We start from the raw sequence: 21673 nt of genomic DNA on the forward strand, positions 1-21673 counted from the left end.
ATAAGCGGCGGTGCGCCACAGCTGGTTTAGTGCATGGGCAGGTGAGCTCCGGATAAAACCTCGCCTCAGCGCAGGCCGTTGATGGCGAATTTCTCTACATAGTCGCGGACGGTTTTTGGCTTCGTCATATCGAAGCTCAGTCCCTGATTGACCGTCGAGAAGGAGTAGATGATGCGCGCGAGCCACTCGCTGGCCGCTGTGACGTTAATTCCTGCTCCGACCTCACCGCGTTTTTGCGCGTCGCGCACGTAGGGTTCGAGAAACTTCGTCGTGCGCCGGACCGCACTGTCGCCATCGGAGACCATGTGTCGCATGAGCTCGGCGTCGTCGGCCATCAGTCGATTGCGGGTGCGGTGTTCGAGGAGGATCTTTGCGTTCGTTTCGGCCATAGCGCCGAGTTTTTCCGCGAGCGTGGTCTTCTTTTCCATCGCCGCGGCGACCTCACGGTAAAAGCGTTGAGCTCCATGCTCGATCGCCGCCTCGATGAGCACGTCGCGATCGACGAAGTACCGATAGATGGTGCCCCGGGAGACCTTGGCCATCCGCGCTACGTCCTGCACGCTGGTGCGCTGGATGCCCAGTTGTGTAAAACACTCATTGGCGGCGTCGAGAATCTGTTCGCGTCGATCGAACTCGTCGGCGACCTCTGTTTCGGCAGTTGCTCGGTCAGTCGACATGTCGTTCCTCCGCTGCTGTGCGCCTATATTCCCAGCTCATTATGCTACGTGACACGCGGTGTCGGGCTGCTGAAGCGCGCCAACCGCGCTACGACACGCAGAGCAGGCAGACCGCATTGGACTCGCACAGGTCGCGGTCCACCTTGACTTCCATTGGTGCCCCTTCAGCTACAGGTTTCTTTCATCGCACCAACTACGGCAGCCGCTTGGGACCGGACTAGGCAGGGCGGCGTGGATCTGCAATTATTGAATAATAGAACGTCTAATGTTCCATTGTTACATGGCAGCAAGGAGTGGTGTTGTCTCGCTTGGAGGACAGATACGCGCTGGTCACGGGCGGAGCTCAAGGGCTGGGAGGAGCGATTGCCGAGGAGTTGGCCGGTCTGGGCGCCCATGTCACTATCGTCGATTTGAACGAAGAGAAGGGTCAGGAGCGCGTAGAGCGGATTCGTGCCGACCACGGGCGGGCCTCCTTCATCAAGGCCAATGTGGCCCACAGGGAAGCGATTGAAGCCGCCGTGCATCAGGTGGCTGATACCGGGGACGGCCGGATCGATGTCCTGGTTAACGCGGCCCAGTTCTTCGCCATGCCCAAAGCGCTGGAGCTTGTCACCGAAAAGGATTGGGAGCTCTCAGAGGCCACCGGGCCCAAGGCGACCTTCCGGTTCATGCAGCTCTGCTTTCCGTTCCTCCGTGAGTCCGGACGGGCGTCAGTGATCAACTTTGTGTCAGGGTCTGCTCTGGCCGGCATCGCCTACACCGCCCCCTACTCGGCGGCCAAAGGCGCGGTGGCCGCGCTGACCAAGGTCGCCGCCAATGAGTGGGCTCGCCACCGCATCCGAGTCAATGCGGTGTGCCCGTTCGCTTTGACCGAGGCCCAGCAAAAGATGATCGGCACCGAATGGGACAACTACACGCGGACCGCGGCCGCCTCGCCGATGAAACGCGGCGCTGATCCAGTTGAGATTGCGCCGGCCGTGGCCTTTTTGGCGGGCGACGATGCGGCATTCGTGACGGGCACGATACTGCAAGTCGATGGCGGCATGACCGAGCTATCGACGGTGGACTACTCGCAATCGCCGGGAGTCTTTGGTTAACAGGCTAATTCACCTGACGACGCATGACGCAAATGCCAGAAGCTCACCGGCCCGCCCCGGCGCTCACCGCGCTGAATCGGCCCTTTTGGACCTCGGGCGCGGACGGAGTGCTGCGCATGCAACGCTGCACCTCCTGTGGGCGGCTGTGTCAGCCGCCCGCGCTGCTGTGCCCTTATGACCATGCGGCGACCGAATACGTCGCACTCAGCGGCCGGGGGTTCGTCGAGTCCTGGACGGTGAATCGTCATCAATGGTTCCCCGGGTTTTTACCGCCATACCTCATCGCGTTCGTGAATCCGGTCGAGGACGGACGGGTGCGCCTACTGACCAACCTGGTGAACGTCGAGCCTGACGACGTCACCCAGAACATGCCTGTGCGTGTCATCTTCGATCGATGTGTAGATGGTGACGACGAGGTATTCATTCCGTTATTCGAACCGGAGCGCTGATGACTGAGGCGTTGACAGAACGGACCATCATCAGCGGCATCGGTCAGTCGGCAATCGGTCGCCGACTGGGGCGTGATGGGCTGGAGCTCACCGTCGAAGCATGTCTGGCCGCGGTTGCCGACGCCGGTCTGGCGCCGGCCGACATCGACGGCCTCACAACCTATCCCGGGGCGTCCCAACCCGGCCTCGGGTTTTCTGGGGCGTCGCTGCGCGACGTCCACGACGCGCTGGGCATCAGGCCGAATTGGGTCGCCGGAGGAGTGGAGTCCCCGGGTCAGCTCGGCGCGGTAGTCGACGCCATGCTCGCTGTGGCAGCCGGGTTGGCCAACCATGTGCTCTGCTGGCGCAGCATCTGGGAGGGCACAGCGCAAGGCGCCGGCCGACGCAAAGGATACGGCTCCGGGGGTGGCCGTCCAGGCGGAATGCTGGCCTGGCAGATTCCTTTTGGTGCCACGGCGGCTAACTTGGCGGGTCTTCAGGTTCGCGCGCGGATGCTGCGTTACGGACTTACTCGCGAGCAGCTCGCGTCGATCGCCATCGCGCAACGGAGCCACGCCGCTGGCAACCCATCGGCGATCTACCGCGATCCGCTCGACCTCGAGACCTACCTCAGTGCGCGCATGGTCTCCGACCCGCTGTGCATATTTGACTGCGACATCGCCTGCGACGGCGCCACCGCGTTCGTCGTCTCCCGCGCCGAGCACGCTGCGGGGCTGGACCACCCGGCGGTGACCGTCGAGGCGGTCGACTGTGCTCACCACGACCGCTTCACTTGGGAGGGCGGTCAAGACATCACCCGCATCAGCTCACGATGGTCCACGATCTGGGAGCGGACCGACTTCACCGCCGCCGATGTCGACGTCGCCTCGCTCTATGACGGCTTCAGTGTCTTCGTGCTCTGTTGGCTCGAAGACTTCGGTTTCTGCCCGGTCGGAGAATCCGGCGAATGGGTTTCGGACCCTCACCGCATTTCGCTCGGCGGAGAGTTGCCCGTCAACACCGCCGGAGGGCAGCTATCGGGAGGGCGCCTGCACGGCTTCGGACATCTGCACGAAGCGTGTCTGCAGATTCGTCGCCAGGCTGGAGAGCGACAGGTCCACGGTGCCAAGCTGGCTGCGGTAGGCGTGGGAGCAGCCAACAGCGGCACCACGGCGATGTTGCTGCGGCAGGTGTGACAATGCGCATCGCCAGAAGTCATCCGAGTCCGAGGAGGAACGTCCATGGCTGACGATCAGACACCCAAGTTGGGGTTCATCGGTCTGGGGAATCTGGGTGCGCCGATGGCCAAGCGGCTCGTCGAGTGGCCCGGCGGCCTCATTGTTTTCGACGTAAGAACCGACGCCACAACGCCGTTCGCCAAAGCCGGGGCCGAGGTGGCCGGGACCACGAGCGACGTGGCGGTCGCCGACATCATCAGTGTCATGGTGCTCAACGACGAGCAAGTCCGGGACGTGGTGGCTGACCTCACCGCTCACGCCCAACCGGGTACCGTCATCGCAATACATTCCACGATCAACCACCACACCGCGTCCGAACTGGCAAAAGAGCTCCACGCCAAGGGTATTCAGCTCATCGATGCCCCGGTCAGCGGTGGTGTTGAGGCAGTCAAGACGGGTGAACTCGCTGTCATGGTGGGTGCAGACCGGGAGACCTACGAACGGGTCAAGCCGGCGTTCAAACAGTGGGCGTCGATGGTCGTCCATGCCGGCGAGCCGGGCGCCGGCACACGAATGAAGCTGGCGCGCAACATGCTGACCTTCACTTCCTTTGCGGCCGCTTGTGAGGCGATGCAACTGGCCGAACGTGCGGGCCTCGATGTTCAAGCGCTGGGGCGTATTGTGCGCCATACCGACGCACAAAGTGGCGGCGCCGGCGCCATGATGTTTCGCGACGACATGAGCCGCCCACTCGACCCGGATCATTTCCTCTACCAGCCGTTCACCCACACCTGCGCGCTGGGAGAGAAGGATCTCAGCCTGGCGCTACGTCTGGGCAGCGAACTGGACGTCGATCTACCCCTGGCCGAAATCGCCTTACAGAATCTGGCGGACGGACTCGGCGTTCCACACTCGACTGGCGCGGACTCTCCCTGAACCGGTGACCCTCTGAATACGTTGTCGCAGATGAGAATAACGAGCAGGCGCCTTACTCAACGCCTTCGGATCAGCGCGTCGAGAGGCCACTCATCAATGTGTCTATCAGCCCGTCGTAACGTCCGATCGCCTCGTCTACGGTCGATGTGGCGCTGAGCATGCGATATAGCGTGGCCCCAATCAGTGCGTCAGCGGCGGCTTCGATGTCGGCGTCGGCGCGAATCTGACCCAACGAGATGCCGGTTTGCAATCGGTGCATCACCGCGCCGTGGAAGCGGCCAGTGAGTTGTTGGTACAAGGTGTCGCGGTCTTGAAGGTTTTCAGCGGCGGCAGCGGCAAGGGCGCGGACGAGCGCGATGTTCTCGGGTGCGGCACTGAGCGCCGCAGATTCGTGCATCCAGGTCCTCAAATCTTCGGCCGTGTCTCCCGTATCGGGAAGCGCGAAGTCGGCTTGCGCGTAGGCGCTCATTACTGCTTCGGCCACCAAGGGGGCTTTCGACGGCCACCGTCTGTACACCGTTTGCGTTCCAACTCCGGCATTAGCGGCGACCTTGTCCATTGACACTCCGCCGTACCCGGCTTCGATCAGCAGGGTGCGGGTCGCGTCGAGGATCGCCTCATGCACGGCCGCGCTACGCGGCCGTCCTCGGCGGGGTTGGCTCACGTCACGACCCTAAAGCAAATCTCGGGCGCCATGAGTTGTCTACGTCTGGGCGAGGCGTCCTGTGTACATCGGTGACGCAATCTGTCACTATTACGAGAAAAAATATCTCGTAATAGTGACAGGCGCGGCCAGCCACGCAGTAGACCCGCTACAGCGGGCGGTGGGCTCGGCTGGAAGCGGGACGTCTCATTGAGCGAAAGGTGGCGAATGCGCGAACTGTGCGTCATCACCGGTGGTGCGGGTGGCATCGGACTCGCCGCAGCGAAGATCGTTGGACGAGCCAGGTTCGGTAAGCGCGGCGGAAGGATCGTCTCAGTATCTCCCGGCACCATCGACACATCCATGGGCAGGTTGGAGGAACGAGCCGGCTCGGGAGCGATGTTGAACTATGCCGCGTTGAAGCGGTTCGGCAGACCCGAGGAAGTCGCAGAACTTTTGGCATTCTGCGCGGACACGAAGGCCGGCTATCTGACTGGCGTCGATATCGCCTGTGACGGAGGCGTTCTCGCAGCGCTCACGATGAAAGACATGATCACCGTCGCTCGGAACACCCAGCAACTTCAATGACCGACACAACAACTCGTCGTTCGGAAAGAGGCCGCGAACAGCGCGTCGCGGTCATCGTCACCGTGATCGGTGTTGCGCACTTCCTCGTTCCCCGGTTCTTCGACCCCATCAATCGCCTCGGCTTTGCCGAACACACGCGCATGTTCACCTACATCAACGGTGCCGTCGAAACGATGATCGGGGTCATGATGGCGAATCCTCGAATGAGGCGGCGGTTGACCATCGTATCTGCTTGTTACGTCATTCATTTGACGAGCAACATCGTCCGCAATCAGGTTCGAATTCGGCACGGAGGCAGTCACCCGAGCCGGTGGCTCGGGTAAGGGGAGCAAATGTCGATCAGTCAGACCGTCCAAGGGGCTGCCGAAGCCATCGGGCCGTTCAGTAATGCCGTCCGGATGAACCTGGCTGCCGCGATACGCACCCGCCGACGCGGCTACGACGCTTGGACCGGCGCGGTGAACACGGACTATGACCCGCAGAATCCGGTCACCGCTGCCCAACCATTCGACGCCTACCGCGCCCTACACAGAACTGGCCGCGTGCACTACAACCCCAGGCGGGCAACCTGGATTGTCAGCCGACTCGACGACGTGCGAGCGGCACTACGCGACACCGATCAGGTCACCAGTACTCAAGGGGTCACCCGATTGAGAATGTCGGCACCGCTTGCGGTGCTGACCGACGGTGAAGAACACGCCCGACTCCGTAAGCAGATCCAGCCCGGATTCAGCAAGGGAGCCATGAGCGCCTGGCAGGAAATCGTCGACAAGCTAGCCGTGGAACTCGTCTCCGACCTGTTGAACAACCCCGGCTGCGATGTCGTGCGGCACTTGGCGATACCAATGCCGATCCGCCTGATCGCTCAGATCCTCGGGGTACCCGAAGACGACGTCAATGACTTCCGGAGGTGGTCAGAAAACGCCGTGAAAGTCATGGAACTGACCCCGACACGCGCAGCCCTGACAGAGGCGGCCAGATCCATATCCGCAATGGTGGCGTTGCAACGCTACTTCGTGAAGCAATTCGCACGGGGTGGACTCAAAGGATCGGGCACTGTGCTGGGGCGGCTCCTCGAACACAACACCGATGGCAGCCTCACCGATCGTCAGCTTTGGCTCATCGCAATCCACCTGTTGATCGCCGGAAATGAAACAACGACGAACCTTCTCGGTGGAATGTTCGACACTCTCGCCCATCACCCCGATCAGTACGACTTGATCCGCGCCAACCCCAACCTCATCCCGATCGCCGTCGAGGAGCAACTCCGGATCACGACGCCGATACAGAACCTGTACCGCTACACCCGCGCCGACTATCAAATCGGGGACATCACCATTCCCGCCGGGTCACGCGTCCTGCTCTCCTTCGGGGCGGCGAATCGCGACCCGGCAGCCTTCGACGAACCCGACGAGTACCGCGCTCACCGCAACCCGCGAACCCACGTCGCCTTCGGCTACGGCGCACACATGTGCATAGGAGCACCACTGGCTCGAATGGAAGCCCAAGCCGTGCTGCGACAACTCGTCACCCAAGTCAGTCGCCTAAGCCCCAACGGCTCGACCATATGGTCGACCCACAGTTCATTACGCGGGCCGACCCACCTACCGATCCACCTGACGCCAGCCTGACCGTCCTTTCCGGGCGAGGGCACAGACTGCGCCAGCCGTGGCCTCTGAAGTCGCTGATTCGATGGCACGTCGCGGCGGAGCTGAGACGCCGAACGGTCCGGCGTGCCGTTGATGCCATCAACACCCTCGGCGTATCCGCGGGTCATTTCGCGCCATTCGGCGTTTCGCGTATTGATTCCGGCATTGTCGCAGGTCAGAAACATTTTCGAGGGGGGTTCGATTCCCGGCAGCTCCACTGAGAAAGTGCTGTTCAGAGCGTTAAGCTAGTACGCGCAGCTACTACGTCGAGAGACCTATGGGTTGGGCTTGCCTGCGGTGAGCGGCTTTAATCGTCATACGACGGCGATATCACGTTGTAGCCCGACGCCGCATCGCGAGAACGGGTATCGGATGAGCGGCCGCGTATTGCGTTTGCTTGGATCACCACCAGTGAATCCTGGGATGGACTTTCGCAGCCAGAATGAGGAGCTCTCATGACCTATCGCCGCTTTGCTTGGGTGCTCGGCGTGGTGGTGGCGGTGGCCATTATTCCCGTCGAAGCCCACGGCGAGCCGCCGACGAAGTGTCTGACCAACACTCCCAAGGGCAAGCAGGTCTACGTGCCCTGCGATCTGCTCAACGCCGGCGCCAATTTCCCGCCGGGACAGCGTTGTCCTCCGCCGCTCGAGCAGTACCCGAAAGATGTGGCGGACTGGTGCGGCGAAGGCCCGGGTCTTGCGAGTACCACGCCCACGACTCCTCCGACTCCGACGAGCCCCACGACTCCTACCAGCCCTGCGCGGTCGACGAGCCCTGCGACCTCAACGAGTCCTACGACCCCCACGAGTCCTACGAGTCCTACGAGTTCTGCGACTTCAATGACTCCCACGACTCCCACGAGTTCTGCGACCCCAACGAGTCCTACGAACCCGACGCCCCCGGGCAATGCACAGTAACGGCGGGCTTGCGTGCCTCGGGATCGGGCCGCATCTACGATGCGCCACCTGGCTCAAGTGCAGGTGTGGGACGATGCCGACGTCGCTTTCGGGTAGCGGCCCGAAATCTTTCGAGTTTTGGAAGGCCTAGCGACTCAGTACACGGTAGAAGGTGGTTTGGGCCTTGCCGCCCTCAGCGAACTGGGCCAACGATTCCACGCTGACCGCGAAATGATCGGTTTGGACGTGCCGGTCGACACCGTGCTGGTTGCGGAACCGCTGGTAAAGCGTGAAATGTCCTGGCCGATCGCGATCTTCATGCAGCCGAAAGGTGTGAACGGCTCCTTCGGCCAGCGACTGAGGGATTAACGTAACAAACGCACGTCGCAGGTCGTCCCCTCTGCCAGGCAAGGCCGTGGCCTCGGTGATCAGCACTACTTCTTCATCTGGCCCATACATGGTTGACGCTCCTTCACCATCTTCTCAAGGGCTTTGCGCCATCACGGGGATCGAGTGACTGCCTCGCCGGCGCCGTCATTTGTGTAACGCAACGGCACGTCTGATTTGCTTCATCCGCATCGGAATTGACTGTCGGGTTTAGATGTGGCCGCCGGCTTAGTGAATGACATTCGCCACCGCTTTGCCCTCCTCTTACTGCACCGAATTGCCCAATGCGCGTTCGTAATTCAGCGATCCGAAGGGGCTCCTATCTCGTTAGCGCTCCAGCCTGAGATTGATGTCGCGGATCCGCGCCGCTCATGGCGCAATTGACAGCCGACACTGATAAGCGCCTTTTGTCCCCGGTTGGCCTCGGGATCCAAAACTCACCCGGGTGAAACGACGATGGGGTGATGACGGCTCACCCCGCGGAACCCCAGACTAAAGCCAGTTCAACGTCGACATACGGGGCACCGGGTGTCGACGCAAAGGCTACAACTCTTCTTGCCGGGCAACGGGCCCAGCGGGAGTCGCAAAGAACTAGCAGCAGAAGGATTTCACCATGCACTTCGATTCCAAAAAGGCCATCGTCGTCGGAGGCAGCGCCGGTATGGGGCGGCAGGTCGCCGTTGATATCGTGCGTCACGGCGGTAGTGCGGTCGTCGTCGGCCGGTCGAAAGACCGTGTCGATGACACCGTGACCGAGCTGACCAGCGCAGGTGGCCAAGCCTGGGGGATCACTGCGGAGTTGACCGATCGCAGCGCGGTCGGCGACGTGCAGCGGGCGCTTTCAGAGGATCACAGCGACGCGACGCTGCTCGTCAACGCGGCCGGATTCTTTGTGCCCAAGCCATTTCTCGAGTACGACGCGCTGACCTATGACTCTTACATGGAGCTCAACTATGCCTTGTTCTTCCTGACGCAGACCGTCGTTGACGGGATGATCGCTCACGGTGAGGGAGGCTCGATCGTCAACATCGGGAGCATGTGGGCCCATCAGGCGATCGGCCTGACTCCATCGTCGGGATACTCGATGCAAAAAGCGGGGTTGCACGCGCTCACCCATAATCTGGCCATCGAGCTTGCCGGGCACAAGATTCGCGTCAACGCCGTGGCACCGGCGGTCGTCAAAACCCCGCTCTACGAGGGCTTTATCCCGAAGGACGAGATCGACGCCACGCTAGCCACTTTCGCACCACTTCATCCGCTGGGACGAGTCGGCACCCCGGCCGACGTGGCCAACGCCGTGACGTACCTGCTATCTGATGAGGCCAGTTGGGTCACCGGCGCGATTCTGAATGTCGACGGCGGCATCATGGCCGGCCGCAACTAACCGAGCCGCAACCGCGGACCTACCGAAACACCAAGCGCGCCAACACAACTTTTGCGCGAATGAAGGAGACCAGGTGTCACACCAATACAGCAAGAACCCTGCCGCGGTCGACGCGCTGACCCCCGAGCAATACCACGTCACCCAGGAGAGCGGTACGGAGGCTCCGTTCACCGGCGAGTACTGCGATAACCATGAACCCGGCATCTATGTCGACATTGTCTCTGGCGAACCGCTTTTCGCCTCGGTGAACAAATTCGACAGCGGAAGTGGCTGGCCCAGCTTCACTCGGCCCATCGGTGCGGACAGCCTCGTTGAGCGGCGCGACCGCAGTCACTTCATGGAACGGGTCGAGGTGCGGTCGGCACACGCCGATAGCCATCTGGGGCATGTTTTCCCGGATGGCCCCGCAGAAGCCGGCGGGCTGCGCTACTGCATCAACTCGGCATCGCTGCGATTCATCCACCGCGATGACCTGAAAGCCGAGGGTTATGGGCAATATCTGCGGTTGTTCGCGGAAGACGTGTCCGAGCAGGGCCAGAGCGTCAGCGAGCAGAAATCGTGACTGATCACAACAAGATCGCCGTCCTCGCCGGCGGGTGCTTTTGGGGCATGGAGGACCTGTTCCGCGGGCAGCCCGGTGTGGTGTCCACTCGTGTCGGCTACACGGGCGGCAGCAACGCGCATCCCACCTACCGCAATCACCCCGGCCACGCCGAGGCACTCGAAATCACCTACGACCCAGACGAAACCGATTACCGGGCGCTGCTGGAATTCTTTTTCCAGATCCATGACCCGACCACCAAGAACCGTCAGGGCAACGATGTCGGAACCAGTTACCGGTCAGCGATTTTCTATCTCGACGACGAGCAAAAGCACATCGCGGTGCGCACCATTGCCGACGTCGAAGAGTCAGGCCGCTGGCCCGGCGCAGTCGTCACCGAGGTCACACCGGCCGGCGAGTTTTGGGAAGCCGAACCCGAGCACCAGAACTACCTGCAGCGCTACCCGTCCGGCTACACCTGCCACTACGTCCGTCCTGAGTGGACGGTCCCCAGCGGCGATGACGGTGCCGGCGCAAAGGCAGCGACGGCAGAACATGCCAAGCCCACTCATTAACGACATGGGCTCGGTAACACACGACAGGGGCCGGACAACTCCGCCGGATTGGCAGGTGCTGTTTAGCGCGTACACGCCGTTGGTGCTCTCTGCCGCCGCACGTGCCGCAGGACGGGTCTCAACGCGGCCCAGCGATCGGCGAGCGGCGGCGATGGGATGACTCAGAATCCGAATCTGGCCGCACTATCGGCGGCGGGGGTGTCGGTTTGGCTGGATGACTTGTCCCGCAGCCTGCTGCAATCCGGCAGGCTGCGAAAGCTGATCGACACGAGAAGCGTTGTCGGCGTGACGACTAACCCGTCCACCTTTGAGCACGCGCTTGCAAACGGCCGAGCCTACGATGGTCAGATCGCTGAGCTGACGGCACGCGGCACTGACATCGACACCGCAGTCCGCACGGCGATCACCGACGATGTCCGGGCGGCGTGCGATGTGCTGCGCCCGCAATGGGAGGCCTCCGACGGCGTCGACGGAAGAGTGTCCATTGAAGTCGACCCGTCGCTGGCGCACAACACCGATGCGACAGTCGCACAGGCCGTCGAGCTGGCCAAGATTGTCCACCGGCCCAACGTGTTCATCAAAATTCCGGCCACCACCGCGGGGCTGCCCGCAATCACCGCGACATTGGCCAAAGGTGTCTCTGTCAACGTGACGCTGATCTTTTCCGTCCAACGTCACCGAGCGGTGATGAACGCCTACCTGGCCGGCATCGAAGGCGCCCAGCAGGCGGGAGCTGACCTATCGCAGATCCATTCGGTGGCATCGCTGTTCGTATCCCGGGTGGACACCGAAGTCGACAAGCGACTCGAGGCGATCGGTACCAATGAGGCACTCGCGCTGCGGGGACAGACGGGTATCGCCAACGCACGATTGGCCTACGCGGCCTATCAGCAGGTCTTCGAGGCCGAGCCACGCTTCGCCGCGTTGCGCGCCGCGGGTGCTCGTGTGCAACGCCCCCTATGGGCCTCCACCGGAGTAAAGAACACCGCCTACCCCGACACGATGTACGTCACCGAACTGGTGGCACCAAACACGGTCAGCACCATTCCTGAGCCGACAATGGAGGCGGTGGCCGATCACGGCGTCGTCGCGGGCGATACCGTGACGGGCAAGGCGGTTCAGGCGCGGGAATTGTTCGACCGGCTGACCGCGGTCGGTGTCGATCTGCCCGACGTGTTCGCTGTGCTCGAACATGACGGGGTATCCAAGTTCGCGGCGTCCTGGTCGCGGGCACTTCAACACTAAACGCTGGGCGCGCTTCACTTTTACGCATCTAGGAGACCCATCCAATGTCCACCTCGGCGCCCCCGTTAGGAGCGCTTCGGGCCAGCCGGCCGTTTCCGGAGCGTACCGGCCCCGCGGGCAGCCTGATCTACCGGCTGATCACCACGACCGATCACAAGATGATCGGGATCATGTATGTCGTCGCATGCTTCACATTCTTTTTCATCGGCGGCCTCATGGCGCTGCTGATCCGCGCCGAGCTGGCCGCACCCGGGCTGCAGTTTCTATCCAACGAGCAATACAACCAACTGTTCACCATGCACGGCACTGTCATGCTGCTGTTCTATGCGACCCCGGTCGTGTTCGGGTTCGCCAACCTGGTGCTGCCCCTGCAGATCGGCGCGCCCGATGTCGCCTTTCCGCGGCTCAACGCATTGTCATTCTGGCTCTTTGTGTTCGGTGCACTGATCGCCCTGGGCGGCTTTATCGCACCCGGTGGGCCGGCGGCCTTCGGCTGGACGGCCTACACCCCGCTATCGGACGCCGTCCATTCCCCGGGCCCTGGTGGTGACTTATGGATCCTCGGGCTCATCGTCGGTGGGTTGGGCACCATCCTCGGCGGAGTCAACATGATCACCACCGTGGTGTGCCTGCGCGCGCCGGGCATGACGATGTTTCGGATGCCGGTTTTCACCTGGAACATCCTGGTCACCAGCATCATGGTGCTGGTGGCGTTCCCGCTGTTGACGGCGGCGTTGTTCGGGTTGGCCGCCGACCGTCATCTTGGCGCACACGTATTTGACGCGGCAAACGGCGGAGTCCTGTTGTGGCAGCACATGTTCTGGTTCTTCGGCCATCCTGAGGTCTACATCATCGCGCTGCCCTTCTTCGGCATCATCACCGAAGTCATCCCTGTGTTTTCTCGTAAACCGTTGTTCGGCTACACCACCATGGTCTATGCCACCATCGCGATCGGTGCCCTGTCGATCGCGGTGTGGGCCCATCATCTCTATGCCACCGGTGCGGTACTGCTGCCATTTTTTTCCTTCGCCACCTACCTCATTGCGGTGCCGACCGGAATCAAATTCGTCAATTGGATCGGCACAATGTGGAAGGGTCAGTTGACCTTCGAAACCCCGATGCTTTTCGCGGTGGGCTTTTTGGTGACTTTTCTGCTCGGCGGTCTGTCGGGCGTGCTGCTGGCCAGCCCGCCAATCGACTTCCACGTCACCGACACCTACTTCGTGGTCGCCCACTTCCACTACGTGTTGTTCGGCACCATCGTGTTCGCCACTTACGCCGGCGCCTATTTCTGGTTTCCCAAGATAACCGGGCGGCTACTCGACGAACGGCTGGGCAAGTTGCACTTCTGGATGACGCTGATCGGTTTTCACACAACGTTTTTGGTACAACACTGGCTTGGCAGCAAAGGAATGCCGCGCCGCTACGCCGACTACCTGCCAACCGATGGCTTCACGACGCTCAACGTCGTTTCGACGATCGGGGCCCTCATCCTTGGGGCCTCGGTGCTGCCGTTCGTGTGGAACGTGTTCCGTAGCTGGCGTTACGGCGAACCAGTCACCGTCGACGATCCATGGGGCTATGGCAACTCCCTCGAGTGGGCCACCAGCAGCCCACCCCCTCGGCATAACTTCACCGAACTGCCCCGCATTCGCTCTGAGCGGCCAGCCTTCGAACTGCACTATCCGCACATGATTCAACGGATGCGCAGTGAGGCCCACTCTCAGCGGATCCGAAGGAACACGCGATAACTGCCGCGGGAATGTTCACGAGTGCGGTGCAGACTCGATCTACACCAAGGAGGAAATGTGAGCGGCCACATGGCTGGCGCTATTGGTGGCATTGTCGGCGGGCTCGCCATAGCCGCGCTTGGCAAGGCCTACGGGGCGGTGAGCGGGCGGGGCCTGTGGACGCAGTCACAGTGACCAATTCAGCTGCCAGTCATAATTATTGGAGCTGCAACTAGGCCTCTTCCAATGCCTCGCCAAGTGCTTGAAGAACCTTGTTGTGCTGCGCGTTGACAAGTGTGTGACCCACCACCAACGCAGCGACGACGGGCCATTCCATGATCCCAAATACCGCCATCGCACCGACGCCGGCATAGAACGCGAGATGTTCCGGTGCTGGTAGGGCCACGCTGACACTCCGGGGTGAAGACCGGGAAGCCTTCGCCGTGCGCCGGGCGCTCGATATATTCATCAGGCCTGCTGCTCTATCGATCGAGTCGAATGAGATCCATACCCGTGGCTGGACCTTCGTCGAACAGTGCTCATCGCCGGCCGGATGACGGCCGCTGCGCTCGGCGCCGTTGACAATTGCTCGCCGTTGGGTGGCTCCGCTCGGGCCTCGTCGATTGTGCTGGCCGCGTGGTTGATTGACGAGTCGGATAGCAGATCGCGCAACTGTTTTCGTGCGCGGTTGAGCCTCGAACTTACGGTGCCTTGCCGGGTGCCCGTCATGGTGGCGATCTCCTTGTATGAGTATCCCGCAATGTCGGCGAGATACACCACGATGCGAAACTGCTCGGGCAAGACCACCATTGCCGCCTTGAGGTCGGGGTCCGGCAGCATCTCGAGCGCCTGATCTTCGGCCGACCGTAGGCCCCCAGGCTCGCGTGGGGCACGGGCCGCTAGCTGTTGATCGCTGATCTCGCCAGCCGGGTGTTGCGCGGGACGGCGCTTCTGCGTCCGATAGCTGCTGATATAGGTGTTGGTCATGATCCGCCTCAGCCATGCTTTGAGGTTGGTCCCTGGCTCGAATGTCCGGAGACCGGCATAAGCGTTAAGCATTGTTTCTTGCACCAGATCCTCCGCATCAACTCGATTGGAGGTCATCCGAAGAGCTTGCCTATAGAGAGGCGCAAGGAGCGGGGTGACCGCGCTTTCAAATTGAGCGTTCAACCGGCCGTCTGGCACCGTTGTACATTCCACCCCCATGCGACCCACCCTACGTTCCTGCAATCGCGAAAAGTACTGGCAGGTACTGTATCCGACCACCGGCTGCACGAGCCAGAAACGGCGCCTGCGAGAGACAAGTGGTCGCCTCCGCGTACAGGCGTGTTCCTTCCTGGGCCGATCCCCGCCCCATACAGCGGTTACCGCATCTACGGTATTTCGTCGCGTCCACAGCACCTCCGCTTGGCAATCCGGTGCCAGCATCCATCGCCGCGGGGTGAGTGGTCATCACCCGCCGAGGCAATTCATCCGGATGAGCGCCCACGGGCACCTACTGCATCGGGTCGGCCGTCGGTGCTGTGGCTATCTGCCGTATCGCGTGCTGACGCTCTCGGCCCCCGCGATCGGCCCGGTCGTCGAGCACGCCATCCACGAGCTGAACACCGAACAACTCGTGCATCGACCGCTGCCGTGAACTTGCCGACCTGATCCACCGGTCTTGCCGATACCTGATGTCCAAATTTCACCCGGGTGAATGACGGTGATGGGCGACGACAGTTCCGCCCCGCCGCGCCATGCTTTTAACGTCTACACCCGCACAGGCCGTTGTTCTGTTGGGTAAGAAGCAGAGCGGGATTCTCACGCACCCTAGCGGCACCTTGTGTGGAGCAGGCTAGTACGGAACAGGGAGGACATAGTGAGCGCCGCCAGGAGAATGCTGGAGACCTATCCACGAGATCTCGGCCGCATCGATACAGCCAAGCTGATCGCATGTATCGACGCCTGTATTGAATGCGACCAAGCCTGCACAGCGTGTGCAGACGCCTGCCTCAGCGAGGACGATGTCCATCACCTAACGAAATGCATCCGTACTTGCCTCGACTGCTCGGATGTCTGCGCGACAACCCAACGCGTCCTGTCCCGGCACACGGACTACGACGCGAACCTGACTAGGACGGTGCTCCAAACGTGCGCCGTCGCCTGTAAGACGAGCGCAGACGAGTGCGACAAGCATGCGCCAAAACACGAGCATTGCCGCGTGTGCGCCGACGTATGCCGTTGCTGTGAACGGGCCTGCCGCGACCTTATTGAGGCGCTCGGATGAGACAACCATCGGACGGGCGTGAATGGAGATCGCGCTGATGGGGATTTCTGAATTCGATGACGTGCAAGCCCATCTGCTCGAACCAGAAGAAAGCCTGGACTCAGAACAGACCGGCATCGACCTCGACGAAGGCTACTCACCTCCGGAACGCCCGCGTGAACTGCAGGCGTGGGGTCTCACCGCGAGGGAAGCGCGGACCCATGAAAGTCTGGCGCGCCGACTGGCCCGTGAGGTGCCCGACGTGACCGATCAGTGGGATGGCGACGGAATCGGTGACAGCGCCGACAGCGATGGTGAGCCAATCGACGATCAGGTCGGCGACACGCGCGCAGGTCGGCTCGTCGCCTTCGACATCGACGCTACGGATCCGGGTACGGATTACCGTGCCCACGACGTCGGCGTTGACGGCGGCGGTGCCTCGGCTGAGGAAGCCGCCATGCATATCGTCGTCGATGAAGCCACCAGCGCCGGTGAGGGATGGCGTCTCTGATGCCTGTCATCCGGCCACTTGGTGAGATCTGAGCTGTGGTGACCCGCATTGTGATCCTCGGCGGCGGCCCGGCCGGGTACGAGGCGGCATTGGTTGCAGCCGCACGAGATCCCGCCGTGGCCCGCGTCACCGTCGTCGATTCCGACGGGGTCGGCGGCGCCGCGGTGCTATGCGACTGCGTGCCATCGAAGACCTTCATCGCCTCCACGGGGCTGCGCACTGAACTGCGACGGGCAACCCGCCTGGGTTTCGACATTCACATCGACGACGCCAAGACCTGTCTGGCGGAAATCCACCAGCGGATCAAGACGCTCGCTACCGAGCAATCGCTGGATATCACCAACCAGCTGCTGACCATGGGTGTCGAGTTGATCGCGGGACGTGGCGAGCTGGTTGATGCGGCGCCGGGTCTGGCGCGTCACCGCGTCAAGGTGACCGCGCGCGACGGCAGGACCACGATCCGCGATGCCGATGTGGTGCTGATCGCCACCGGCGCCAGCCCCCGGATCTTGCCGTCCGCGCGGCCCGACGGCGAGCGCATCCTGACCTGGCGCCAGCTCTACGACCTGGCATCGCTGCCCGACCACCTTATCGTGGTGGGTTGCGGGGTGACCGGCATCGAATTCGCCAACGCCTACACCGAACTGGGCGTGACCGTAACGATGGTAGCCAGCCGCGACCGGGTGTTGCCGCATGAGGATGCCGACGCCGCGCAGGTGCTCGAGGAATCATTCGCCCAACGCGGCGTCAAACTGATCAAACAGGCACGCGCACAATCCGTGACGCGCACCGACGACGGGGTGCTGGTGACAATGACCGACGGCCGCACCGTCGAAGGCAGCCACGCATTGATGACACTTGGGTCAGTGCCCAACACCGGCCGGCTAGGTCTAGAGCGCGTGGGCATCGAACCCGGGCCCGGCAACTACGTTGCGGTCGACCGGGTTTCGCGGACACCGGTCGCGGGCATCTACGCTGCGGGGGACTGCACTGGTCTGCTGCCGCTAGCCTCGGTTGCCGCGATGCAGGGCCGGATCGCGATGTATCACGCGCTCGGCGAAGCCGTTAACCCGCTCCGGCTGCGCACCGTCGCGGCGACGGTGTTCACCCACCCAGAAGTCGCGACGGTCGGCGTCTCGCAGACCGCGATCGACGACGGCTCGATTCAGGCTCGCAGCATCGTGCTGCCGTTGAAAACCAATGCGCGGGCGAAAATGTCGGAGCTGCACCACGGCTTCGTCAAACTATTTTGCCGGCAGGACAGCGGCGTCGTAATCGGTGGCGTGGTGGTCGCGCCAATCGCTTCGGAATTGATACTACCGATCGCGATGGCTGTGCAAAACCGCATCACCGTCGACGATTTGGCGCAGACGCTTGCGATCTATCCGTCGCTGTCCGGCTCGGTTACCGAGGCGGCGCGCCGGCTCATAGCCAGCGACGATCTGAACTGATGCGCAACGCAATTAGGCCGACCAAGGCTCTGTGGTTCCGGTGGCCGTTGATGACGTGTCGCGTCGCTCGACGAGCGATCACCATCGTCGGACTGCCTGTGGCCCTGTGGTGGCTGCAGCCGTGGAAGTTGTTGATCAGGACCGCCGCCGATGAAAGGCCGCCGCCTGGAGCGCAGACCACCTGCTGTGGAGAATTTACCGCTCACCTCCACCGAACCAGCGGTGTAGCTCGCCTCATTATCCTCGGTGACGAGGCACAGATCCTGCGGCTGGAAAACCTGCATACCACTCTGGGGCCACGATTGCGCGTATGGCTCAGCGACGCACCAGTCGACAATGCCAGGTTCCCGTGGCGAAAGTTTGCACACAGCACCCACATAGACCTCGGCCGCCTGCGCGTCAACCGGGGTAACGTCGGCTACGCCGTGCCCAACGGCGCCGACACCCACGCACTCAGCAGCGTAATTCTGTGGTGCGAGCGCTTCAGGGTGTCCTTCGGTGCGGCCCAATTGCGCCCCTGATCGAATGAGTCCTTCCGTCCGATGATCGGTCGCCGCGGCTTCGACTTATCACCCGGGTGAATCGTGCTGAGGGGTGGTGACAGACCGATCAGGCTCGGGCGATCCTCGTGCTGGAGATCTCAACAGCTGTCCACCACGCGGCAGTCCAGGACGCCGTGGCCAACCAAGGAACACCACGACCTCGCGCGATTGGTCCCCGGCCCCACGTGGATGTCTGAATACCAAACAGGAGAAGAGATATGAAGGCGGTCCCACTTCAGCGTCAACCGGCGAAGGCGGAACCGAGCACCTCGGTTGTGATCGTCGGCAGCGGGTTCGCCGCTTTCGAGTGCGCGCGCCTACTGGTGCGACGGTTGGACAGGGCGCGCGCCTCGGATGTGAGGGTGATCATCGTTTCGCCGGTCGATTACCTGCAGTACACGCCATTGCTGGCGGACGTCGCCGGTGGGCTGGTCGACCCGCGGTTTGTCTGTGTTCCGCTGGCCGGAACGCTCAAGGGCGTGCGGGCGGTGCGCGGCCGGGTCGACAGCGTTGACTTCGATCGGCGTATGCTCTCGTTCACCGATCCAGAGGGCCAATCACGCACGCTGTCGTGGGATCGGCTGGTGTTGACACCCGGCTCGGTGACCCGGCTGTTCGATACGCCCGGTTTGGCCAAACACGCACACGGGCTGAAGTCGACGGCCCAGGCGCTGTATCTGCGTGATCGTGTGATCGAGCAGTTGGAGCTGGCGTGCGTCGACGAAAACAAAGCGCGCGCGGCCGCGCGACGCACGATTGTCGTTGTCGGTGCATCGTATTCCGGTTCCGAATTGACGGCGCAGCTGCGTGCGCTCGCCGACGCAGCGGCGAAGCAGATGGGCTTCGATCGGGCCTCGGTGCGGTTTGTGCTGCTGGACTTCGCCGACCACGTCATGCCCGAGCTGGGGCAGAAGCTGGGCGACGCGGCGATGCGCGTGCTGCGCTCTCGCGGAATCGACGTGCGGCTGGGCACGAGCCTAAAGGAGGTTCATGCCGATCATGTTGTGCTCACCGATGATTCGCGCGTCGGTACGTACACGGTGGCGTGGGTGGCCGGCGTGACCCCGTCACCGCTGATAGCCACGCTGGGCTTGGAAACCGAGCGGGGTCGGCTGAAGGTGCGGACCGATTTGCAGGTGCCAGGTCACCCCGATGTGTTTGCCGCGGGGGACGCCGCGGCCGTTCCGGATCTCACTAAGCCGGGCAGGATCGCCCCGCCGACCGCCCAGCACGCGACCCGGCAAGGTAAGACGTTGGCCCGCAACGTTGCCGCAAGTCTCGGCTACGGCGAGCGGAAGGACTACTGCCACAGTGACAAGGGTATGGTCGTCGACTTGGGTCCGCGCTACGCAGTCGCCAACCCGCTAGGTGTGCACCTATCGGGTTATCCCGCCAAGTTTGTCGCCCGCGCCTACCACCTCTACGCGCTTCCGCGGCTCGTCAATCGCTGGGCGGTCGCACTGGCATATCTCACCGACGTCTTCTTCGCCCGTACGGTGCTGTCCATGGGATTCGCTTGCGGTGCTGACGCGCAGTTCACGCCCGGCGAAGCCGTCCAGCTACCGAAGGCGGCGGTGGCAGGATGATATTTGACGAACGGCGTTGTGAACATTAATGAGTATCGTCAACAAAGGCTTTCGCGGCCGACGCGGTGAGTCAATCCGTACGCTGCCGCCCGGTCAGCATCTGACCGCGGACTTCCCCGTCCTGCAAGCAGGACCGACACCGCGGATCAATCTTGATGACTGGCGATTCACCATTCGCGATGAGCTCGGCGCCGAAAACTCGTGGACCTGGGCCCAGTTCAAGCTCCTGCCCAGCGAGCGGCTCAGCGTGGACATCCACTGCGTCACCACGTGGTCCAAGCTGAATACCGAGTGGCAAGGTGTTTCTCTGGACACACTTTTCGAATCGACCGATACCGCTGCTGGATTCGCACTGGTCGGTTCCTACGGCGGCTACACCACCAACCTTCCGGTGAGCGATCTTCTCGGTGGAAAGGCTTGGATCGTCTACGCGTACCAGGGCGCACCGCTTAGCCCGATACATGGCGGCCCGGCACGGCTGCTGGTGCCCCACCTGTATTTCTGGAAGTCCGCGAAGTGGGTGAGATCCATTGAGCTGCGCGACATCGACGCGCCGGGATTCTGGGAGCGGTTGGGGTACCACAGTTACGGCGACCCGTGGCAAGAACAACGCTACGCCGGGGATTGACGACGGCTTGCGACATGGAACCGAAGTTGCGCTGGCGGGTCGCGCGTGTGGTGGACTCTGAACCCGAGACCGAGTCTGCGCAAACGATCGGGCTGACCGTACCTGGCTGGAGCGGCCACTTGGCCGGCCAGCACATCGATCTCAAGCTGACCGCCGAGGACGGGTACAGCGCGCAGCGCAGTTACTCGCTGAACAGGCCGGCCGACGGTGAGCGCATCGAACTCACCGTGCAGCAGATTCCCGACGGGGAAGTCTCGCCCTACCTGACCGGACTTGTTGCCGGAGACGAGATCGAACTTCGTGGACCCATCGGCGGTTGGTTCGTCTGGCGGCCTGACGGGCAGGCTCGGGTTCTGCTCGTCGGCGGCGGATCGGGAATCGTGCCGTTGATGGCCATGTTGCGACAGCGGGTAGTGGCGGGCGGCGCCGACTTTCGGCTGGTCTATTCAGTGCGCAGTCCCGCAGACGTGTACTACGCCCGAGAGCTGGGCCGGCTCGAGCGCGAATGTGGCTGGTTGCAGGTCTCGCTGGTCTACACGCGCATGGCCGCGCCGCAGGCGGCTCGGCCGCCCGGCCGGGTCCGCGGCGCTGATCTCTCAACGCCCGGGTGGGCGCTGGCCGAAGGTGCACGCGTCTACGTTTGCGGTCCAACGGGATTCGTGGAATCGGTGACCGCGAAGCTGATCGAGCAGGGGCATCGGCCGTCAGCCATCCGGACCGAGCGCTTCGGGCCGAGCAACTAATCCAGGAACG

The 21673-nt window shown here is 62.5% G+C and carries 24 protein-coding genes and 1 pseudogene; 20 read left to right on the forward strand and 5 right to left on the reverse strand.

What is annotated here, in order from left to right; translation table 11 throughout:
- Positions 1–65: 65 nt before the first annotated feature.
- Positions 66–677, reverse strand: coding sequence for a TetR/AcrR family transcriptional regulator (locus tag A5688_RS21490; RefSeq protein WP_068268265.1), 612 nt, complete (start codon positions 675–677; stop codon positions 66–68).
- A gap of 308 nt (positions 678–985) precedes the next feature.
- On the opposite strand from A5688_RS21490, the gene A5688_RS21495 reads away from it, so the two are divergent.
- Genes A5688_RS21495 through A5688_RS21510 form a run of 4 tightly spaced genes read left to right on the forward strand, consistent with a single transcriptional unit; the run spans position 986 to position 4316 of the window.
- Positions 986–1774, forward strand: a complete 789-nt coding sequence (locus A5688_RS21495; RefSeq protein WP_242661540.1) for an SDR family NAD(P)-dependent oxidoreductase — start codon at positions 986–988, stop codon at positions 1772–1774.
- 23 nt (positions 1775–1797) lie between these two features.
- Entirely contained in the window at positions 1798–2223 is a 426-nt protein-coding gene (locus tag A5688_RS28215; protein ID WP_242660346.1) for a Zn-ribbon domain-containing OB-fold protein, read from the forward strand.
- Positions 2223–3398, forward strand: a complete 1176-nt coding sequence (locus A5688_RS21505) for a thiolase family protein (protein ID WP_067836876.1) — start codon at positions 2223–2225, stop codon at positions 3396–3398. Before A5688_RS28215 ends, A5688_RS21505 begins: the two co-directional genes overlap by 1 nt.
- A gap of 45 nt (positions 3399–3443) precedes the next feature.
- Positions 3444–4316: an NAD(P)-dependent oxidoreductase gene (locus A5688_RS21510; RefSeq protein WP_067836874.1), complete on the forward strand. Its 873-nt coding sequence runs from the start codon at positions 3444–3446 to the stop codon at positions 4314–4316.
- Between the two features lie 70 nt (positions 4317–4386).
- On the opposite strand, the gene A5688_RS21515 is transcribed toward A5688_RS21510, so the two are convergent.
- Positions 4387–4941 carry a TetR/AcrR family transcriptional regulator gene (locus A5688_RS21515; RefSeq protein WP_242661539.1) on the reverse strand — a complete coding sequence of 185 codons (555 nt, stop codon included), beginning with the start codon at positions 4939–4941 and terminating at the stop codon, positions 4387–4389.
- Positions 4942–5262: 321 nt separating this feature from the next.
- On the opposite strand from A5688_RS21515, the pseudogene A5688_RS27045 reads away from it, so the two are divergent.
- The 3 genes and pseudogenes from A5688_RS27045 to A5688_RS21530 all read left to right on the forward strand — a co-directional run.
- A pseudogene (locus A5688_RS27045) lies at positions 5263–5547 on the forward strand (SDR family oxidoreductase); the annotation flags it as partial.
- On the forward strand, positions 5544–5870 hold the full coding sequence (locus tag A5688_RS21525; RefSeq protein WP_067836866.1) for a hypothetical protein: 327 nt from the start codon (positions 5544–5546) through the stop codon (positions 5868–5870). The pseudogene A5688_RS27045 and the gene A5688_RS21525, both read left to right, overlap by 4 nt.
- A 9-nt stretch (positions 5871–5879) precedes the next feature.
- Complete coding sequence (locus A5688_RS21530; RefSeq protein WP_067912748.1) at positions 5880–7178, forward strand: cytochrome P450; 1299 nt, start codon at positions 5880–5882, stop codon at positions 7176–7178.
- Positions 7179–8239: 1061 nt separating this feature from the next.
- Here the strand turns inward: A5688_RS21530 and A5688_RS28585 are convergent.
- Positions 8240–8551, reverse strand: a complete 312-nt coding sequence (locus A5688_RS28585; protein ID WP_082951287.1) for an antibiotic biosynthesis monooxygenase — start codon at positions 8549–8551, stop codon at positions 8240–8242.
- Positions 8552–9092: 541 nt separating this feature from the next.
- On the opposite strand from A5688_RS28585, the gene A5688_RS21540 reads away from it, so the two are divergent.
- The 5 genes from A5688_RS21540 to ctaD all read left to right on the forward strand — a co-directional run bounded on the left by A5688_RS21540 (position 9093) and on the right by ctaD (position 13975).
- Positions 9093–9863, forward strand: a complete 771-nt coding sequence (locus A5688_RS21540; RefSeq protein ID WP_067912745.1) for an SDR family NAD(P)-dependent oxidoreductase — start codon at positions 9093–9095, stop codon at positions 9861–9863.
- A 73-nt stretch (positions 9864–9936) separates the two neighbouring features.
- Entirely contained in the window at positions 9937–10425 is a 489-nt protein-coding gene (msrB, locus tag A5688_RS21545) for a peptide-methionine (R)-S-oxide reductase MsrB (RefSeq protein WP_067836855.1), read from the forward strand.
- Positions 10422–10979: a peptide-methionine (S)-S-oxide reductase MsrA gene (gene msrA / locus A5688_RS21550; protein ID WP_067836852.1), complete on the forward strand. Its 558-nt coding sequence runs from the start codon at positions 10422–10424 to the stop codon at positions 10977–10979. The genes msrB and msrA overlap by 4 nt, the downstream gene beginning before the upstream one ends.
- Before the next feature lie 156 nt (positions 10980–11135).
- Positions 11136–12224: a transaldolase gene (gene tal, locus A5688_RS21555; RefSeq protein ID WP_067836850.1), complete on the forward strand. Its 1089-nt coding sequence runs from the start codon at positions 11136–11138 to the stop codon at positions 12222–12224.
- Between the two features lie 44 nt (positions 12225–12268).
- Positions 12269–13975, forward strand: coding sequence for an aa3-type cytochrome oxidase subunit I (gene ctaD, locus A5688_RS21560; RefSeq protein WP_067912742.1), 1707 nt, complete (start codon positions 12269–12271; stop codon positions 13973–13975).
- Positions 13976–14186: 211 nt separating this feature from the next.
- Here ctaD and A5688_RS27800 read toward each other — a convergent pair whose 3' ends face one another.
- Both A5688_RS27800 and A5688_RS28445 read right to left on the reverse strand, forming a co-directional pair.
- The gene (locus A5688_RS27800; RefSeq protein WP_165606965.1) at positions 14187–14360 is read right to left on the reverse strand and encodes a hypothetical protein; all 174 of its coding nucleotides are present in this window, start codon (positions 14358–14360) and stop codon (positions 14187–14189) included.
- Positions 14361–14422: 62 nt separating this feature from the next.
- Entirely contained in the window at positions 14423–15382 is a 960-nt protein-coding gene (locus A5688_RS28445) for a sigma-70 family RNA polymerase sigma factor (RefSeq protein ID WP_347559126.1), read from the reverse strand.
- Positions 15383–15431: 49 nt separating this feature from the next.
- On the opposite strand from A5688_RS28445, the gene A5688_RS27805 reads away from it, so the two are divergent.
- The 8 genes from A5688_RS27805 (at position 15432) to A5688_RS21595 (ending at position 21663) form a co-directional block, all read left to right on the forward strand.
- Positions 15432–15593 (forward strand): hypothetical protein, encoded by a 162-nt coding sequence (locus A5688_RS27805; RefSeq protein ID WP_165606964.1) that lies wholly within the window; start codon positions 15432–15434, stop codon positions 15591–15593.
- 240 nt (positions 15594–15833) lie between these two features.
- Entirely contained in the window at positions 15834–16223 is a 390-nt protein-coding gene (locus A5688_RS27065; RefSeq protein ID WP_207546720.1) for a four-helix bundle copper-binding protein, read from the forward strand.
- Between the two features lie 22 nt (positions 16224–16245).
- Positions 16246–16713, forward strand: coding sequence for a DUF5709 domain-containing protein (locus A5688_RS21570; RefSeq protein ID WP_067836841.1), 468 nt, complete (start codon positions 16246–16248; stop codon positions 16711–16713).
- 35 nt (positions 16714–16748) lie between these two features.
- The gene (locus A5688_RS21575) at positions 16749–18164 is read left to right on the forward strand and encodes an NAD(P)H-quinone dehydrogenase (protein WP_067912739.1); all 1416 of its coding nucleotides are present in this window, start codon (positions 16749–16751) and stop codon (positions 18162–18164) included.
- A 50-nt stretch (positions 18165–18214) separates the two neighbouring features.
- The gene (locus A5688_RS21580) at positions 18215–18685 is read left to right on the forward strand and encodes a DM13 domain-containing protein (RefSeq protein WP_067912765.1); all 471 of its coding nucleotides are present in this window, start codon (positions 18215–18217) and stop codon (positions 18683–18685) included.
- Between the two features lie 239 nt (positions 18686–18924).
- The gene (locus A5688_RS21585; protein ID WP_067912736.1) at positions 18925–20292 is read left to right on the forward strand and encodes an NAD(P)/FAD-dependent oxidoreductase; all 1368 of its coding nucleotides are present in this window, start codon (positions 18925–18927) and stop codon (positions 20290–20292) included.
- A gap of 28 nt (positions 20293–20320) precedes the next feature.
- A complete protein-coding gene (locus tag A5688_RS21590; protein WP_067912733.1) occupies positions 20321–20920 on the forward strand; it encodes a sulfite oxidase-like oxidoreductase in 600 nt (199 codons plus the stop codon).
- 14 nt (positions 20921–20934) lie between these two features.
- A complete protein-coding gene (locus A5688_RS21595) occupies positions 20935–21663 on the forward strand; it encodes a ferredoxin reductase (RefSeq protein ID WP_067836831.1) in 729 nt (242 codons plus the stop codon).
- Positions 21664–21673 lie beyond the last annotated feature (10 nt).

This window comes from Mycobacterium mantenii (assembly GCF_001667865.1).
GTDB classification, from domain to species: Bacteria; Actinomycetota; Actinomycetes; order Mycobacteriales; family Mycobacteriaceae; genus Mycobacterium; species Mycobacterium mantenii_A.

What these genes read in the sequence shown, in the direction of transcription:
- A5688_RS21590 (WP_067912733.1), top strand. Translation starts at nt 20,321, where the DNA reads ATGAGTATCGTCAACAAAGGCTTTCGCGGCCGACGCGGTGAGTCAATC.
- A5688_RS21540 (WP_067912745.1), top strand. Translation starts at nt 9,093, where the DNA reads ATGCACTTCGATTCCAAAAAGGCCATCGTCGTCGGAGGCAGCGCCGGT.
- A5688_RS21525 (WP_067836866.1), top strand. Translation starts at nt 5,544, where the DNA reads ATGACCGACACAACAACTCGTCGTTCGGAAAGAGGCCGCGAACAGCGC.
- A5688_RS21570 (WP_067836841.1), top strand. Translation starts at nt 16,246, where the DNA reads ATGGAGATCGCGCTGATGGGGATTTCTGAATTCGATGACGTGCAAGCC.
- A5688_RS28215 (WP_242660346.1), top strand. Translation starts at nt 1,798, where the DNA reads ATGACGCAAATGCCAGAAGCTCACCGGCCCGCCCCGGCGCTCACCGCG.
- A5688_RS27065 (WP_207546720.1), top strand. Translation starts at nt 15,834, where the DNA reads ATGCTGGAGACCTATCCACGAGATCTCGGCCGCATCGATACAGCCAAG.
- A5688_RS21510 (WP_067836874.1), top strand. Translation starts at nt 3,444, where the DNA reads ATGGCTGACGATCAGACACCCAAGTTGGGGTTCATCGGTCTGGGGAAT.
- A5688_RS21505 (WP_067836876.1), top strand. Translation starts at nt 2,223, where the DNA reads ATGACTGAGGCGTTGACAGAACGGACCATCATCAGCGGCATCGGTCAG.
- A5688_RS27805 (WP_165606964.1), top strand. Translation starts at nt 15,432, where the DNA reads ATGAGCGCCCACGGGCACCTACTGCATCGGGTCGGCCGTCGGTGCTGT.
- A5688_RS21580 (WP_067912765.1), top strand. Translation starts at nt 18,215, where the DNA reads ATGACGTGTCGCGTCGCTCGACGAGCGATCACCATCGTCGGACTGCCT.
- A5688_RS21490 (WP_068268265.1), bottom strand. Translation starts at nt 677, where the DNA reads ATGTCGACTGACCGAGCAACTGCCGAAACAGAGGTCGCCGACGAGTTC.
- A5688_RS28445 (WP_347559126.1), bottom strand. Translation starts at nt 15,382, where the DNA reads ATGCTGGCACCGGATTGCCAAGCGGAGGTGCTGTGGACGCGACGAAAT.
- A5688_RS21530 (WP_067912748.1), top strand. Translation starts at nt 5,880, where the DNA reads ATGTCGATCAGTCAGACCGTCCAAGGGGCTGCCGAAGCCATCGGGCCG.
- A5688_RS28585 (WP_082951287.1), bottom strand. Translation starts at nt 8,551, where the DNA reads ATGTATGGGCCAGATGAAGAAGTAGTGCTGATCACCGAGGCCACGGCC.
- tal (WP_067836850.1), top strand. Translation starts at nt 11,136, where the DNA reads ATGACTCAGAATCCGAATCTGGCCGCACTATCGGCGGCGGGGGTGTCG.
- A5688_RS21595 (WP_067836831.1), top strand. Translation starts at nt 20,935, where the DNA reads ATGGAACCGAAGTTGCGCTGGCGGGTCGCGCGTGTGGTGGACTCTGAA.
- A5688_RS21585 (WP_067912736.1), top strand. Translation starts at nt 18,925, where the DNA reads ATGAAGGCGGTCCCACTTCAGCGTCAACCGGCGAAGGCGGAACCGAGC.
- ctaD (WP_067912742.1), top strand. Translation starts at nt 12,269, where the DNA reads ATGTCCACCTCGGCGCCCCCGTTAGGAGCGCTTCGGGCCAGCCGGCCG.